At 46.0% G+C, this 15,647-nt stretch carries 12 protein-coding genes; 3 read left to right on the top strand and 9 right to left on the bottom strand.

Translation table 11 applies throughout. From position 1 onward, the window contains the following. Positions 1-17: 17 nt before the first annotated feature. The 6 genes from BLS14_RS04815 to BLS14_RS04790 form a co-directional block, all read right to left on the bottom strand. Positions 18-911, bottom strand: coding sequence for a carbohydrate ABC transporter permease (locus tag BLS14_RS04815; protein WP_072732783.1), 894 nt, complete (start codon positions 909-911; stop codon positions 18-20). 16 nt (positions 912-927) lie between these two features. Continuing rightward, positions 928-1,890, bottom strand: a complete 963-nt coding sequence (locus tag BLS14_RS04810) for an ABC transporter permease (RefSeq protein WP_090949814.1) — start codon at positions 1,888-1,890, stop codon at positions 928-930. Between the two features lie 33 nt (positions 1,891-1,923). Continuing rightward, positions 1,924-3,492: an extracellular solute-binding protein gene (locus BLS14_RS04805; protein ID WP_090949812.1), complete on the bottom strand. Its 1,569-nt coding sequence runs from the start codon at positions 3,490-3,492 to the stop codon at positions 1,924-1,926. A 158-nt stretch (positions 3,493-3,650) separates the two neighbouring features. Beyond that, positions 3,651-5,342: a response regulator gene (locus BLS14_RS04800; protein ID WP_090949811.1), complete on the bottom strand. Its 1,692-nt coding sequence runs from the start codon at positions 5,340-5,342 to the stop codon at positions 3,651-3,653. A 3-nt stretch (positions 5,343-5,345) separates the two neighbouring features. Further along, positions 5,346-7,145, bottom strand: a complete 1,800-nt coding sequence (locus BLS14_RS04795; RefSeq protein WP_090949809.1) for a sensor histidine kinase — start codon at positions 7,143-7,145, stop codon at positions 5,346-5,348. Between the two features lie 73 nt (positions 7,146-7,218). Continuing rightward, on the bottom strand, positions 7,219-8,073 hold the full coding sequence (locus tag BLS14_RS04790; RefSeq protein ID WP_090949808.1) for an AraC family transcriptional regulator: 855 nt from the start codon (positions 8,071-8,073) through the stop codon (positions 7,219-7,221). A gap of 123 nt (positions 8,074-8,196) precedes the next feature. Here BLS14_RS04790 and BLS14_RS04785 point away from each other — a divergent pair, with 123 nt between their 5' ends. Genes BLS14_RS04785 through BLS14_RS04775 form a run of 3 tightly spaced genes read left to right on the top strand, consistent with a single transcriptional unit; the run spans position 8,197 to position 10,936 of the window. Continuing rightward, on the top strand, positions 8,197-9,735 hold the full coding sequence (locus tag BLS14_RS04785) for a sulfatase family protein (protein WP_090949806.1): 1,539 nt from the start codon (positions 8,197-8,199) through the stop codon (positions 9,733-9,735). A gap of 43 nt (positions 9,736-9,778) precedes the next feature. Further along, positions 9,779-10,381, top strand: coding sequence for a chromate transporter (locus BLS14_RS04780; RefSeq protein WP_256336148.1), 603 nt, complete (start codon positions 9,779-9,781; stop codon positions 10,379-10,381). 24 nt (positions 10,382-10,405) lie between these two features. Then, positions 10,406-10,936, top strand: a complete 531-nt coding sequence (locus tag BLS14_RS04775) for a chromate transporter (RefSeq protein WP_090949801.1) — start codon at positions 10,406-10,408, stop codon at positions 10,934-10,936. A 104-nt stretch (positions 10,937-11,040) separates the two neighbouring features. Here BLS14_RS04775 and BLS14_RS04770 read toward each other — a convergent pair whose 3' ends face one another. From BLS14_RS04770 to BLS14_RS04760, 3 genes are read right to left on the bottom strand one after another with little or no spacing between them, the layout of a single operon-like run. Beyond that, positions 11,041-12,051, bottom strand: coding sequence for an aldose 1-epimerase (locus BLS14_RS04770; protein ID WP_256336147.1), 1,011 nt, complete (start codon positions 12,049-12,051; stop codon positions 11,041-11,043). 12 nt (positions 12,052-12,063) lie between these two features. Continuing rightward, positions 12,064-13,848 carry a glycoside hydrolase family 2 protein gene (locus BLS14_RS04765; protein WP_090949798.1) on the bottom strand — a complete coding sequence of 595 codons (1,785 nt, stop codon included), beginning with the start codon at positions 13,846-13,848 and terminating at the stop codon, positions 12,064-12,066. Positions 13,849-13,865: 17 nt separating this feature from the next. Next, positions 13,866-15,632, bottom strand: coding sequence for a glycoside hydrolase family 2 protein (locus BLS14_RS04760; RefSeq protein WP_063565118.1), 1,767 nt, complete (start codon positions 15,630-15,632; stop codon positions 13,866-13,868). Positions 15,633-15,647: the final 15 nt, after the last annotated feature.

The raw sequence follows: 15,647 nt of genomic DNA, 5'->3' as shown, positions 1-15,647 counted from the left end.
TTGTGGTTGATATGGATTTAACCTTTAATCGATCCAATCATGACCCCTTTAACAAAATGGCGCTGCACAAAAGGATACATCAACAGTACAGGCAAACTGGAGACGATAATCACCGCATACTTGATGCTCTCCGCGAGCAGGATTTTGTCTTCCAAACCAAGGCTGCCGTCCACGGCATCGGATTGGCTGATCAGCAGAATTTCGCGCAGTACCAACTGAAGCGGATGCAGATTTTCGTTACGAATATAGATGAGCGCGTTAAAAAAAGAATTCCAATGGCCTACGGCATAGAACAGCACCATCACGGCCAGGATCGGCTTGGAAAGGGGCAGGATAATGCTCACAAGCAGCCGCCAATTGGAGCACCCATCCATGTGGGCAGCTTCTTGAAGCTCCCAGGGAATACTCGACTGAAAATACGTTCTCATCACGATCAGATTGTACGTGGCGATTGCGCCGGGAATGATCAGAGCCCACATCGTATCCACCATGCCCAGATTTTTGACCAATAGATACGTTGGAATTAATCCGCCACTGAAGAACATCGTTAGCGTGATGAACACCATGATTACATTACGTCCAGGAAGGTCAGGTCTAGAAAGAGGATATGCGGCCAATACGGTCATGATAATGTTAATCACAGTGCCCACGACCGTATAAAATATCGTATTACGGTACCCCAGCCAAATCTTCTCGTTGTGTAGAATATTCGTGTAAGCATCCAGCGTCAGTCCTTTGGGCAGTAACCAGACTTCTCCGTTTAATACTTTTGTGGGATCACTGAACGAAGCACTCACGATAAAAATCAGTGGGTACAACACAGCGATGATAATGATTGAGGCTATGATGTAGATGATTACATCGAAAATCCGATCATTGGAACTGGCTTGTATTGTCGCCTGCTTGGACATGGGATCTTGCCCTCCTTTACCATAAGCTCGTCTCAGACGTCTTGCGCGCAATCCGATTGACCAGTAAAAGTAACAGCAGATTAATGATTGAATTAAAAAGCCCGATAGCAGCTGTATAACTGTATTCTCCCTTGAGGATACCTGTCGTATAGACAAACGTGGAAATGACGTCGCTCGATTCCAGATTGAGATTGTTTTGCATCAACAAAATTTTCTCAAACCCTACGTTCATGAAATGACCGATGTCCAGAATGAGCAAAATGATGACGACTGGAGCGATGCCGGGCAGCGAAATATGCCAAATGCGCCGCAGCCGTGATGCTCCGTCCATCTTGGCAGCTTCATACAGATGCGGATTCACTCCGCTCAAAGCTGCAATATAGATGATGGATTGCCAGCCCATGTTCTGCCATATATTCGAACTGATAAAAATGGTTTTGAACCAACCTGCTTCCTCAAGAAAACGGATCGGTGTACCTCCGAAAGCCTCAATCAACAGATTGACTGGACCCGTATGAGGCGAGAGAAACACATTCAGTATGCCAACGATAACGACCACTGAAATAAAGTGGGGAATATACGTAATATTTTGCAGCCACTTGCTGAAGGTTTTATTGCGAATTTCGTTAATAATTAGTGCTAGCAGAATCGGAATCGGAAAAGCAATTAATAAGGAGAACAAGTTAATTGACAATGTATTCCATAGAAGTCTCCAGAAATAATAGGAATCAAAGAATCGTTCGAAGTGGCCAAAGCCTTCCCAACTGCTGCCCAGAATCCCTTTAGCCGGATTGAAGTTTTTGAACGCAATTTGCAGTCCATACAACGGGGCATAATGGAATACCACATACCAAGTGACTGGCAGAAGCAGCATAAGGTACAGGTCCAATCTTTTACCCATTTGCCTGAACACGCCTGAACTCTTTTTTGGATGGCTTCGTGGCATCGTCATCGTTGTATCGGTTTTGACGCTTTTCATAGGCAATTGCTCCTCATCCATGATGTTTCAGCATTATTTCTGCATCTTGTCAAAAGCATCCTGATACAACTTCTCCAGTTCCTCAACTCTCATCTTTTTGAGCGTGGTCTGGAATTGCTCCCACTTGTCAAAACCGATTGCACCCACAATAAATTTTGTACTCTGTTCTTCGTAATATTTATCAATATCATTTCGCAGAATGTTGACTTCCTGGGCAGTTTGCTCATCAAACATCGGAGCCGCATAGCGGACTTTTGGCATAAACGGATCGAGCTTATGCTGCGCCTCCTGCACCTGAGGTGGATTGATAAAGGAAGCCACCTGTTCACTGATCAGATGTGGCGCGCCTCCGCCGGCATAAGGCGTAATTTTGGCCTGGTTACTGATTTCTTTCAAGAAGTCCTCTTTATAGTAAGGAATACCATCCTTCATCTCGTAATGCTCGCCTTCTCTTCCGAATCGGAGCAGGGTAGAACCCTCGTCACTGTAGAAATAATCTATCCAACGCATTGTGACTTCCGGATATTTATTGACAGATGTAATTGCAAAGGCTCCAAAATCTCTGGCGATTGGCAGAGCCTGATTTTGCAATCGGTCACCTTGCGGACCTTCCAGTGGGGCGATACCGGTATATTGGTCTTTGATCGACAAGAAGTTATTGTTCGTCTGGTCAAAGAAGAAACCTGTATTTCCCGATCCCTGCTTGGCCAGGTATTGCGCTTCTGTGTGTGAAAATATTTCCTGGTCCAGCAGCTTTTCCTTATACAACTTGTTTAAGTACATCAGCATTTCTTTATTCTGGTCACTGCCCATCCAGATACTTACTTTATCGTTTTCAATATTGATGTTATAGCCAAGCTGTGAATCCAATCCGAATGATCCGCTCATCGCGTTAACCACAGCCAATCCTACACGGGCTGTCATCGGAAGTTCATCCTGTTTGCCGTTTCCATTCGGATCACCATCACGGAAGGCAAGCAACACATTGTACAGTTCTTCGGTGGTCTCCGGCACTTTCAGATTCAGCTTGTCCAGCCACATCTGATTGATCCATTTCTTATCCGTACGCGCCGCACTTAGCGTAACAATACCCGGAATCGTATAAATGTGGCCCTCTGGTGTAGTAATACCCGAGCGAATTTCGGGATATTGTTCCATTAATTTCTTCAAATTCGGAGCATATTCATCGATAAGACCTTCCAGTGGGATCAATTGGCCGGCAGAGCCATAGCGGATGGCTTCAAGCGGGGAAATACCTGAACGGAACAGGGCATCCGGCAGTTCATTCGAAGCAAACAACAGATTTTTTTTCTCCTGAAAACCATCCGTCTGCGCTTCAATGAATTCCACCTTTACATGGCTTAATTTCTCGTAATCCTGGAAAACCGGCATCTCCTTGAAAGGGCCATTTACGGGTGCAATGCGGGTAAACATCTTGAGATTCACCGGTTCGTCCACAATCGGAAACCCAGTCGTATGAACGTCGTTCTTCGAAACCTCTGGTGAAGCTTCGTTATTGCTTCCACCGGAATTGCATCCAGCCAGCATCAAACTGGAAGCGATCATCATCATGATCATATTTCTTCCCCAGCGTTTGCGCATAAAGTTGTGCCCCCCACAATTCTTTATCACCAACGTAATTTGTAAGCGTTCACGGTTGGTGTGTGCTCATTATAATTCACCGGGCATGGAAGGTAATTACAATAATATGACCCTTTACTCCACATATTTTACGAGTTTAGAGTTCTGCTCTTATCTGCCTAGTTTCCCAAGTGCAAAGGCGGGAGTTTCGTTTCGTTCTTCCTTTTTCCTGGATTGCTCAAATACGCTTGCGGTGTTAAACCCGTTATTTCTTTGAATACTTTGAAAAAGTAGTTGTGTGTCGTAAATCCCACTTGCAAGCTTATTTCTTTAATCGAGTATCGGCCGCTGTCCAGCAGCTTGCACCCTGCGTCAATCCGAACCTGATTCAGATATTCTGAAAAAGTCCGCTGCGTCTCCTCCTTGAATATTCTGCTTAAATAGGAGGCATTCAGGCCGATTACGCTTGCCGCAAGCTCCAATGTGACATAACCGGAATACCTCTCCAGAATGAATTGGATCGTCTGCGTGACATGGCGAGAATAGGACCCGATTACACGATGTTGATTCAACAAATGAAACAGGCTGGAGAAAAAGGACTGCAGGCCTTGCTCCAGTTCTCTTATCGTTTTCATGCGCCCAAGCTCGCTTCTTGAAGGCAGATTAGCTACCGCTGGATCTGTAGAAGGCAAGCAGGTCCTCCATGCTTTATCACCCGTTTGCATGAGCTCGCTGACAACCATCTGAACCGTATGTGAATGGATAGGCAGGTAGTCTATCGAAGCAAAAATGGAGGAAATCAATTGATGCACGCCTTGCTTATCAAACCTTTCTATCGATAACAGAAGCTGCTTCTGCTCCTCAATAGTCAGTGAAACTCGCTGACTCTGATCTTTTTCATGTGAATGCTTGTCCAAACATGGAGTTTCATTTTGGAGGGTATGACTTCTGAACGTTTTCACAGACGAAGATCCATCGAGTTCGTATTCGGCGGAGCAGTAACTGGATGCCAGTTGTGACAGACTGGTGCATATAGGTCCTACTGCAGTTACACTTTGTAAATTCAGGAACAGTTCCAATGCATGCTGAATCTTCCGCAGTTGTCCGTCTACCTCACGCTGCATAATGTGCTCGCTTCGTTCCCTGAAAGAAAACACGATAACAAATCGCCCTTCCTCAACGTACACCGCTGTCCGCTCATGGATATCACCCAGGCTCTGCTGCATCATATCGACGACCTGCTGAACCAGGCCATTGGTCTGCACGTCACTGTAAGACTCTGTCAGCAACAGGAACGGAACAATCTGTAAAGCTGCTGTTGTATATCTGGACGCATGCGGATATAGATTGTCTTTCTGGGAAACGTCTTCAAACCCGTACGTTGTCTTCGTCTGTCTTTTGAGCAAATACAACAAATAATCGCGCAAATCCTCGGGACTCACTTTCTCGGCTATGATGCTCTCGGCGACCTGTTTCTCCCGCAACCGATTCTCCTGCTGCAATTCCGATACGGCTTTATTCAGGATGTTGAGCAGTGTTGACCCGTCCAATCGATGCTTAAGCAAATAATCAATGGAGCCATTGTTCAGGCAATCCCGCACATAATCATAATCGTCATAGCTGCTAAGCATAATCGTCTTAACCCCTGGAAAACGTTCCTTGATTGTCCGATTGAGCTCTACACCGCTCATTTCAGGCATATCTACATCAATAATGACAATATGCGGTGGCGACTGCTCAATCATCGTTAAAGCAATTAACCCATTATGCGCCTGACCGCATAATTCAAATCCATAGTCAGCCCAGTCCAATAATGTCCATAGATTATGGTATACTAAGGGTTCATCATCGACGAGTAGCACCTGAAACATGGCTTATATCACCTCTCGTTTGGTATTTTCCATACTTTTCTCCAGTTTGGGGAGCCAAATTTCAGCTTTGGTGTACACCCCCGGTTCACTGCACAAATGGACACCATATGAGTCGCCGTATGTGCGAACGATTCGTTCGTGTACATTACGCACACCCATTCCACTAAAACGTGATGTTTCTCCGTTTGTACCCGTACCTTTCAGTAAATACTCCCGTTGCTCCTCCGTGATCCCCTTTCCATTGTCCACCACATCAATATTGAGATTGTTTCCTTCTTCATACACCCGGATCAACACGAATCCATCCTGTTCAAGTGGTCCGATTCCATGAATAATTGCATTTTCAACCAGGGGCTGCAGCATCAGCTTCAACACCCGACATTCCAGCAATGCGTCATCCTCAATTTCGGTAATCATCCGAATCGGCTTCATATATCTGTACTTCATGATGGAAATGTAGTGCTCAACATAAGCCAATTCTTCACGTACCGTAAGAAATTCGCTTGAATTACCAAGGACACTTCGCATGAGTTCAATCAACGATCCCGAGACCGCTTCAATGTTTGGAACTCCGTTTAGCCTGGCCAGATACTTGATCGTATTGAGCGAATTGTATAAAAAATGAGGATGGATTTGTGCTTGGAGCGCAGTAAGCTCAGCTTCCCGCTTCTCTTTCTCGCTGACGCGGATTCCTTCGAGCAGATCTTTCAATTCTTCCACCATACCGTTAAAGACATGGTACAGTTGTCCTGTCTCATCTTCACTTTTAATCTCATTTTGGGGAAGTGTCAGATTTCCGTCCTTCACCAACATCATCAGTGATTTTAGTTTTCGGATATTCAGGGTAATTCGGGAAGAGACTTGAAGTGAAACGATCAGTACAACGACAAACACAATAATGGACACCTCTGCCAGCAGGTTGCGCAGCTTCACCGATTCGGTCAGCAGAGAATCCATCGGAACCAAAGAAATAGTACTCCACCCAGTATAGTCGGATTGACGGCGAACAACGATATATTCTTTTCCATCAATGTAGCGCCTGACCGCTTCACCATTCGTTGTAAATTGCTGATTGATCTTCTTAATTTGCTGATAAGATGGAGTAAGAGGTGAGTCAGTTCGGGTTTCATAGATGAATTGATTTCCCTTGTCCAGCACATAGATCATGCTATCTGTAGTTGGTCTCACGTCATATGTTTTCTGGATAAACTCATAATTAAGATCCACCATGACAAACCCTATGGTCGCACGGTTATAACGAATCTCCCGACCAATGGTAACCGCATCTGATACTCCTGTCTGCTTGAAATATGCGTGCTTTGATCCATTTTGCAGCATGTAATTCATCATTGGCGTACCCAAGATGGTCCTGTCCAGCCAAGGTCCACCTGAGAAAAATACCTTACCGCTCAGGCCCACCACAGCTATCCGTGAAATATAGGCCTTATAATCGATCAGGGACGATAGAAATTCATCCATCCGCTTCTGTTCCTGAAACCACTCGTAACTGATTTCCTCATTCGGACTGAGCAAAGTGTCAATAACCGTGTTTTTGTTAGTCACCACGACCGTATTCAGACGGTCGATCTCTTCCAGCATTATGTTCAATGATTCATCTGCCTGCCTTATGCTGTCCGAAACCGAAGTAATCGCATTTTGCGTAATCGTTTCACGCATGCTCATATAAACAATGACCGTAATTAAAATAATGGATACTAGGGTAACGGCAATAAAAGCGATAAAAATTTTCCCTTGAATGCTGCGTTTCGGTGAAATCCATCTCTGCAATGTAGAGAGCTTCATTGTGGGAGTCTCCTTTTTCAAGATCCAATAAAAAAGTAAGCGTTCTCCGTACTGGACATGCGTTTTTTCAGGATCAGCTTGAGGCTCTCCGCATCATGATTGGAGGTACTTTATAATAGATTTTGAATGCTCTGGTAAATGAATATAAATTCGGATAACCGAGAGACAAAGCAATCTCCGTAACGGTAGCATCCGTATCCTTTAGAAGCTGTTTGGCCTTATCCATTCGTATTCTCTGCATGAATTTTAACGGAGGCAGTCCAACCTGAGTGGTAAACATGTTGGAGAAGTATGAACGATGTACCCCTGCGAAGTCGGCGACCTGCTGCACGGAAATACCCTCTGTTGCATGCAATTCCATGTAATCCATGCATTCATGAATCCAGCCCGCTAGTTCTGTAGGCTGTGCGTAGTTGGTGTCTGGAACAAGGCTGGCTAACAATCCATATACCAACCCATGCAACTCCAGCGATACTGCTGGCTTCCACCGTTCCACACATGCTAATGCATGAATCAGTCGTTCGGACGTTTCCTGGACCTGTGGAGAAAACATCTGTTTGCCAAACGGACTTTCCGGAGTTAAACCAGCCAGCTCCAATAAAGGTTTGACTTTAGGCCCATCCAATGCCAGCCAGTTCATTTTCAGCGGAGATTCCGAGGGAAGCATGTGATAGTAATAGGTTCTGCCGGGAAACAGACAAAACAGATCATTCTTCTGCAGGTCCACTCGCTTGCCATCAAATTCAAGCCTGACCCTACCTTCATGCACAAAATGAAGACTGTAACACTCGATACGTTTGGGGCCAACTCGGTAATTGGATTTGGCTATACTTCGCCCTGCCCGGACTGGCCAGATGTGTTCTTCTTTATCCAAATAACCTGGCTTATAGTAGATGAATTCTGCATGCTCATACTCATATTCCTGCATCGTAGGGAGTTCCCTCCTTCTCCTATTTTGTTTGATCATAACAAAATGACAATAAAAATATAACACCGGGCTATTTTTATAACTCGTTTTTTTCAATATCATCTTACTAGGAGGCGATTACACTTGTCGAGAACACCTAACATTTTGCTAATCACTAGTGACCAGCAGCACTGGAACACAATCGGAGCTTTTCAGTCTGAGATTTCCACACCCAATCTGGACCGTCTTGCCCGGCAAGGAACAACGTTTGATCGCGCATATTGCCCAAACCCTACCTGTACCCCTAGCCGTGCTTCTATTATTACAGGTATGTATCCCAGTCAGCATGGAGCCTGGACGTTAGGCACAAAACTGCTTGAAGACCGTCATACCGTCGGGGACAGTTTCCAGGAGGCAGGCTACCGCACTGCGCTAGTAGGTAAAGCACATTTTCAGCCTTTAAAATCTACAGAGGAATACCCGTCGGCAGAAGCGTATCCCATCCTGCAGGACTTGGAGTACTGGAGACATTTCCACGGTCCATTTTACGGCTTTGACCACGTAGAGTTAACACGTAATCATACGAATGAAGCGCATGTCGGTCAGCATTACGCGCTATGGCTGGAAGAACAGGGATGTACGAACTGGAGGGATTACTTCCTTCCCCCAACTGGGACGATGGACCCTTCCGTAACGTATACGTGGCCCATCCCTGAGCAATATCACTACAACACCTGGATCGCCGAACGAACCAATTCACTTTTGGAGCAATACACCCATGATGATGATCCATTTTTTCTGTGGGCCAGCTTTTTCGACCCGCATCCGGAATATCTGGTACCGGAACCTTGGGATTCCATGTATGATCCCGATGATCTGACGATTCCCTCTATAACACCTGGAGAGCATGATCGTAACCCACCACATTTTCAACTGACCCAGGAGGATAATCCGAATTTTGAGCATCTGGTTGAAACCGGCTTCGGCATTCACGGTTACCGTTCGCATCATTATTATGAATATGGCGACAAATCCCGGCTAACGAAGTATGACAAGAAAAAACTGGTCGGCGTGTATTACGGAATGATCAGCATGATGGATAAATATATTGGCAAAATTCTCGATAAGCTGGATGAGTTGGGTATTGCAGACGATACAATCGTCGTTTTCACAACGGATCATGGTCATTTCTTCGGACAGCATGGTCTTCAGGCCAAGGGTGGATTCCATTACGAAGATCTTATTAAAATCCCATTTATCGTAAGATATCCTGGTCAGGTGCCTGCTGCGAAAAAATCAAATGCCATACAATCGCTGGTCGATCTGGCTCCTACCTTCTTGTCCCTTTGCAACATTGCAATTCCGCACGCCATGACGGGCATCGATCAGAAGAAAGTGTGGATGGGCGCCAAGGAAGCCGTTCGTAATCATGCTCTCTGCGAATTTCGACACGAACCCACGACGATTCATCAAAAAACATATATCGAACAGCGGTATAAAATCACCGTCTATTACAATCAAATCTATGGTGAACTTTTCGATCTTGAACAGGATCCCGATGAACGTTTTAACTTGTGGAATGAACCTGAGTACACCCAGCTCAAGTCTGAGCTTCTGCTCAAATACATCTGGGCTGAGCTTGGCAAGGAGTCCATGCCGATGCCTCGAATTCATCATGCGTGATGGAAAGGATAAGGGTAGCATCCAAAACCTGAAAGAACAATTTATGTTACTGACACAGCTTTTTTGGACTTTCTTTTGCATCGGCCCTTCCACATTTGGAGGCGGATATGCAATGCTGCCTATTATTGAACGCGAAGTGGTGAACAAGAAAAAATGGATACAAGAGGACGAGATCGGTGAGCTTATATCGCTTGCCGGCTCTGCTCCCGGAGGAGTTGGCGTCAATGCCGCTGCGATGATCGGACATCGCCAGGCAGGAATTACGGGAGCTGTGTCTGCCGTCATGGGCGTGACATGTCCCACGTTTTTGATTGTGATCCTGATCAGCGTGTTCGCCATCCTATTTCGTAACCAACCCAAAGTTGAAGCTGCTTTAAAAGGAATGAACGGTGGCATTATTGCACTAATTAGCATGGCAGCTTATCGGACGGCCAGGTATTCTATCTTAGATACAACAACAGCGATAGCTACCATTGTGACCGTAGCTGTTCTTCTGTTTGCAGGAATCCATCCTCTCTATCTTATTATTTCGGGATTGATATGCGGCATGGCCGTGATTCGGATCAAAAAACGGCTGGGCCTTCAAGTGAAAATGGAGAAGAACTCTGTAACAGGCAGCTACCCGGAACTGGAATATTACATTTAAGTAAGTCGAATCGGAGCGATTGAGATGTACTGGGATCTGTTCATGATGTTTATACGTGTAGGCCTCGTTTCATTTGGTGGCGGTTACGCCGTTATCCCGATCATTCAACACGAGGTAACGGAAAAAGGATGGCTGACAAGCACTGAATTCCAACAAACCGTAGCGCTGGCCGGTATGGCGCCAGGCTCGATTGCAACCAATGCCGCAACGTTGATTGGTTATCGGACGGCAGGTTATACCGGAGCCGCTGTCTCTACTGCAGGTATGATTTTGCCTTCACTCATCGTAATTGTGCTACTCTCCGCCTTATTTTATCGGATGCACGACAATTTATGGGTAAAGTCCTCTTTATATGGCTTACGCCCCGTAACAACGGGACTCATTATCTATGCTGCCATTCATTTTGGTTATCCAAGTGAAGTCGCAAGCATAAGCTGGGTATGGCTCGGGACACTGCTTATTAGCGGAGTTTGTTTGTTTCTCCTGCTCAAGTACAAGCTTCATCCTCTTCTGATTCTCAGTGTTGCTGGAGCAGCAGGCATTATCTTATTTTAATTCAGTGTGGCGACGACAGGCTGAATTCACTTCCTTCAATGGTTTTTAAAAGGAGCAGCGATCACAGCATTAGCTGTCCTGGCTGCTCCCCTTCATCTTTATTTTTACGAATGACGCAGATATAATCTGCTCGTTTCCTCCCAGATTTCTCCCGGCTGCAAACTAAATAATCCAGCTTCCTCGGCCTGCATATCCAGATTTGGTGCATTCACAAGATTAATCTGCGGTTCGGGGCAGAAAAACCCTTCTTCCGCATGATTGTTCCAAATCATCCATTGTTTATAGGAAGTTCCCACATCGTAGATCAGTGTCATTCCATCCCTCGTATCCTGAAGCTCCATCCGGTTTCTCCCATTTTGCGGTACAGCAGTATAATGATTATCCATTTCTGCAAAGAACGGATATACCCCGGAGTCACGCATCAGCTCTTCCTCCTGAATCAGGGGCTGAAAACGTGTCGTTGGCAGCATACGTTGATCCAATTCCCATCTGTCTCCAATGGTCAGCTTGAGCTTGTAATCACGAGCCGATCCTCCCGGATTAAAGGGAGCGTTAATTGAGGTATGAAAAGCGATCAGGCACGGCATGCTGGAGCTTCCATGATTGCGAATGCGGACATGTTGCATGAGTCCATCACTGCTCAGCGAGTAACGTAATGTAATACTGAATTGAAAAGGAAAGCATACGTATATCGGATGAGTTTCATCAACAGTTATGGACACCGAGACATGGCTTTCATTCTCGGTATGTCCATACTCATCCACAACCCAGGGCGTATTATACAAAAATCCATGCAAATGATTGCCTGTGGTTTCCTCATTGACCGGAAACTGAAGCGTCTGCCCGTTCCAGGCAAACCGCCCGTCCTCATAGCGATTTGGCGGAAACAAAACGGGGATCCCGTGAATCATGGGTCTTGCCTTGAATGAATCCATCTCTTCTGGTGACGGTTCATGAAGGAAGCGAAGCCCCCGCTCAAGATCACGATAAGCGACCAGATTACCACCGATCTCCGGCAGCATAACAGCCTCACTGGAACCAAAGCGAAGGTAAATGGCCTTTTCCCCTTGAAAATCGCCTTCCCAGGATCTACTTGTCTCCTTTGTATTCAACACGTATTCCCCTCCTTATTCGCCGGCCGACGATGGATAATGTCCTTCAATAATCGCCCGAATCTGTTCCATCGGCATCTTGGGCTGTCGGTCATACGTCAGCAGACCGTTAATTTCCTGTTCCACGTCCGTCAGCTGGGTGTAACAAAATCCTTCTACTACTGGAGAATCCAATAGTGGCTGTACTACGGCATGCAATCGCTGTGCAAAATCCTCGTCATTTTCCGCTCCGGAGTAACCCCAGCCTTCCCAGTCACTTTTCTTATACCCGATTCCACCGAATTCGGTAATTAAAACGGGCTGTCCTTCATAACGATAGTTACCCACGCTAAGCTTTCGACTGCCCGGAAGGGCTTTTACCGCATTTTCACGAGTGCGGTAGCGTTCCTCCAGAACCTCTCTTCTCCATTCATAATCATGGATGTTATACAAGTCGGTCTGAACCATCTCCCAGCCATCATTGGAAATGACCGGACGGGTAGAATCCAGTGACTTGGTCAAATAATACATCGACAAGGCATGATACTGCTGCTCCTTGCTGGTCAGGATGTTCGGAACACCCCAGCTTTCATTAAGAGGTACCCAGACCACAACACATGGATGGTTGTAGTCCCTTTCCAGCGCCTCCTGCCATTCCCTTGTTATCTGGGCGACGTATTGATCCGAGAAATCGTACGCATTCGCCATCTCTCCCCACACCAGCAGTCCCAGTTGATCACACCAGTACAGATATCTCGGATCTTCAATCTTCTGGTGTTTTCTGGCGCCGTTAAACCCCAGTTCCTTCGTTAATTCCACATCACGCCGGATGGCCTCGTCACTCGGTGGAGTCAGATTTCCATCCGGGAAATACCCTTGATCCAGAACAAGCTTCATATAATAAGGACGGTTATTCAGAAACAGCTTACCTTGTTCAATAGAGATTTTGCGCATGCCGAAATAGCTATCGACCTCATCGACAGGCACACCATCCACCAATACAGTGAAATGAATGTCATACAGATTGGGCTGCTCTGGTGACCACAGCCTGCCAAGGCCATGCTCGTTAAAGGTGTGAAGTCCGATGGTACGGGTCTCTGTCCTGCCGCTAATCCGATATTCATCCTCAGACAGCTGCTCTCCTTGATAGGCAATTTGTACACGGAGCCTGACATCCTGTGCGTGCCAATCCCTTGGTTCTGTTTGCTCCCTTTGAAGATGAGCCGTAACTTCGATCTCGTTGCGATCGACATTGGGAGTGAGACGCACCTTCTGTAGATGAACGGGTGCGACAGCTTCAAGCCACACCGATTGCCATATTCCAGTAGTTCGGGTATAGAAAATTTGGGCAGATTGCTCCTGCCAAAACTGCTTCCCGCGTGGTAATGTTACATCCCTGCTATAATCTATCGCTTGTACGGTCAGCGTATTGTTTCCTTCCAGCAGAGCATCCGTAATGTCGGCATGAAAAGGGGTGTGTCCCCCTTCATGCCGAACCACAAGCTGTCCATTGACCCAGACAGAGGCTTCATAGTCCACGGCTCCGAAGTGCAGCAGCAGCCGTTTGCCAGTGAAGTTCTTCGGAATGTCAAAGGTTCGTTTGTACCATACATTATCGTGGAATTCCGGATCTGCAATGCCACTAAGTTGACTTTGAAAAGCAAATGGCACTTGGACTCGCCGGCTGAATGCTCGCTTGCCCTCACTCCATTTTTCCGAACGTCCCTTGTTATCATCATCGAATTCAAATTCCCATTCCCCATTCAAACTCAGCCAACCTTTACGTACAAATTGAGGCCTTGGATAATCCTGTCGCAGCATGATGTTCAGCTCTCCTGTCACCCCAGATTGATTTTACGGATCACTTCCAGTGGCACTTTCGGTTTACGGTCTTCCGTCAACAGACCATTAATCTCCTGCTGCACATCGGTGACCTGTGTATAACAATAGCCCGAGATATAGGGAATGGCTTTGATCGCTTCGGTGATGGAACGGAAACGTTCAATAAAGGCTTCAACTGAGTCCACCTGATTGCCATAACCCCAGCCTTTATCCGATTGGAAAGCAATACCGCCGAATTCACTGATGATAATGGGTTGTCCTTTATAGTGGTAACCTTCAGCAAATGCAAACTTCCATCTATTGGAAGCAATCTTGTTATTTACGATCAAGTCCTTATCCTGATACCGTTCCAGAAAAGCTTCTCCCGTCTCCACATAATCATGGATTGTCAAAATATCCGATACCGTATGCTCCCATCCGTCGTTGGTAATGACCGGACGATACGGATCAATGGCTTTGGTGAGATGGTAAATGGATTGCGTGAATTGCTGCTGCCTTACCTCGTGACCAATCGTCGGTATTCCCCACGATTCATTAAATGGCACCCAGGTAATGATGCTGGGATGATTGTATTGCTGGGGAACAATTTCAAGCCATTCTTTGGTGAATCGGCTCACTGCCTCATCATTAAACTCGAAAGTTGCTGCCATCTCTGACCAGACCAACATGCCTTTTACATCACACCAATACAAAAAGCGTGGATCTTCCAGTTTCATATGTTTACGGATTCCGTTATATCCCATCTCGGCAATTTTATCGATATCCTCAATCAGCGCTTCCACTGAAGGTGGGGTCAAATGGCTCTCTGTCCAATAGCCCTGATCCAGAATCATTCTTTGGTACAACGGAGCATTGTTCAGCAGAATCTGCCCATTTTCAATCGATATTTTTCGCATACCAAAATAGGAATGAACCCGATCGATTTCTTTCTCATCTTCGTACATCACAAACTCGATATCGTACAGGTTCGGTGAGCCCGGTGACCATAACGACTGTTTCCACGGACCGCCTGCTTCATGTTTGACACTGGCTTCCACGGTCATCCAGGGTCTGTCTGGAGATAGGCTAATAGTTTGCACATGCTGACCCTTTAACTCAATCCGTGTCTCCAAACGCAAGTTGTTCTTGCCTTCAATCCCATTCAATTGAAAGTCCACACGAATCATATGACGATCGATATCCGGTGTCATCTTAACTGCTTCAACCCTTGCTTCACTCACATGCTCCAGCCAGACACTTTTCCATATCCCGGTACTTTGCACATAAAAACATTCAAAATTGTCATCCACCCAGCGTTGTTTCCCCCGAGGCTGCATCGCGCTCTGACTGTCTTCTACTTCAAGCACAATGTTATTCTCCGAGCCGTAAGTGATATAAGGGGTAATGTCGAATGAAAACGCTGCGTACCCTCCTTCATGTTCACCAACAACCGTTCCGTTCACCCAACATTTTGCGTGATAATCCACTCCCTGAAAATGCAGAATGCTCCGTTTTCCTTTTGCTTCCTGGGGAATCTGAACACTTCTGCGGTACCAGACCAGAGGATGAAATGTCTCGATTCCGATACCGCTCGCTTGGGTCTCATAGGTAAAGGGAACCTTGATTTTTGTCCCTTCCGGAAACTGATTCTGGTCGTACCACTGCTCGCTTTCACCCGCCTGATTATCATCAAAACTAAAATCCCATTCTCCATTCAAATCCAACCACTCATTGCGTACAAATTGCGGTCTTGGATAATCCTTGTTATAAAATTTAGTTGTCATCTTGTTCTCTCCGAT

Source organism: Paenibacillus sp. OK060 (assembly GCF_900101205.1).
GTDB lineage: Bacteria > Bacillota > Bacilli > Paenibacillales > Paenibacillaceae > Paenibacillus > Paenibacillus marchantiae.
This window is presented reverse-complemented; position numbering and strand designations above follow the sequence as displayed.

What these genes read in the sequence shown, in the direction of transcription:
- BLS14_RS04815 (WP_072732783.1), bottom strand. Translation starts at nt 911, where the DNA reads ATGTCCAAGCAGGCGACAATACAAGCCAGTTCCAATGATCGGATTTTC.
- BLS14_RS04810 (WP_090949814.1), bottom strand. Translation starts at nt 1,890, where the DNA reads ATGAAAAGCGTCAAAACCGATACAACGATGACGATGCCACGAAGCCAT.
- BLS14_RS04805 (WP_090949812.1), bottom strand. Translation starts at nt 3,492, where the DNA reads ATGCGCAAACGCTGGGGAAGAAATATGATCATGATGATGATCGCTTCC.
- BLS14_RS04800 (WP_090949811.1), bottom strand. Translation starts at nt 5,342, where the DNA reads ATGTTTCAGGTGCTACTCGTCGATGATGAACCCTTAGTATACCATAAT.
- BLS14_RS04795 (WP_090949809.1), bottom strand. Translation starts at nt 7,145, where the DNA reads ATGAAGCTCTCTACATTGCAGAGATGGATTTCACCGAAACGCAGCATT.
- BLS14_RS04790 (WP_090949808.1), bottom strand. Translation starts at nt 8,073, where the DNA reads ATGCAGGAATATGAGTATGAGCATGCAGAATTCATCTACTATAAGCCA.
- BLS14_RS04780 (WP_256336148.1), top strand. Translation starts at nt 9,779, where the DNA reads ATGTTACTGACACAGCTTTTTTGGACTTTCTTTTGCATCGGCCCTTCC.
- BLS14_RS04775 (WP_090949801.1), top strand. Translation starts at nt 10,406, where the DNA reads ATGTACTGGGATCTGTTCATGATGTTTATACGTGTAGGCCTCGTTTCA.
- BLS14_RS04765 (WP_090949798.1), bottom strand. Translation starts at nt 13,848, where the DNA reads ATGCTGCGACAGGATTATCCAAGGCCTCAATTTGTACGTAAAGGTTGG.
- BLS14_RS04760 (WP_063565118.1), bottom strand. Translation starts at nt 15,632, where the DNA reads ATGACAACTAAATTTTATAACAAGGATTATCCAAGACCGCAATTTGTA.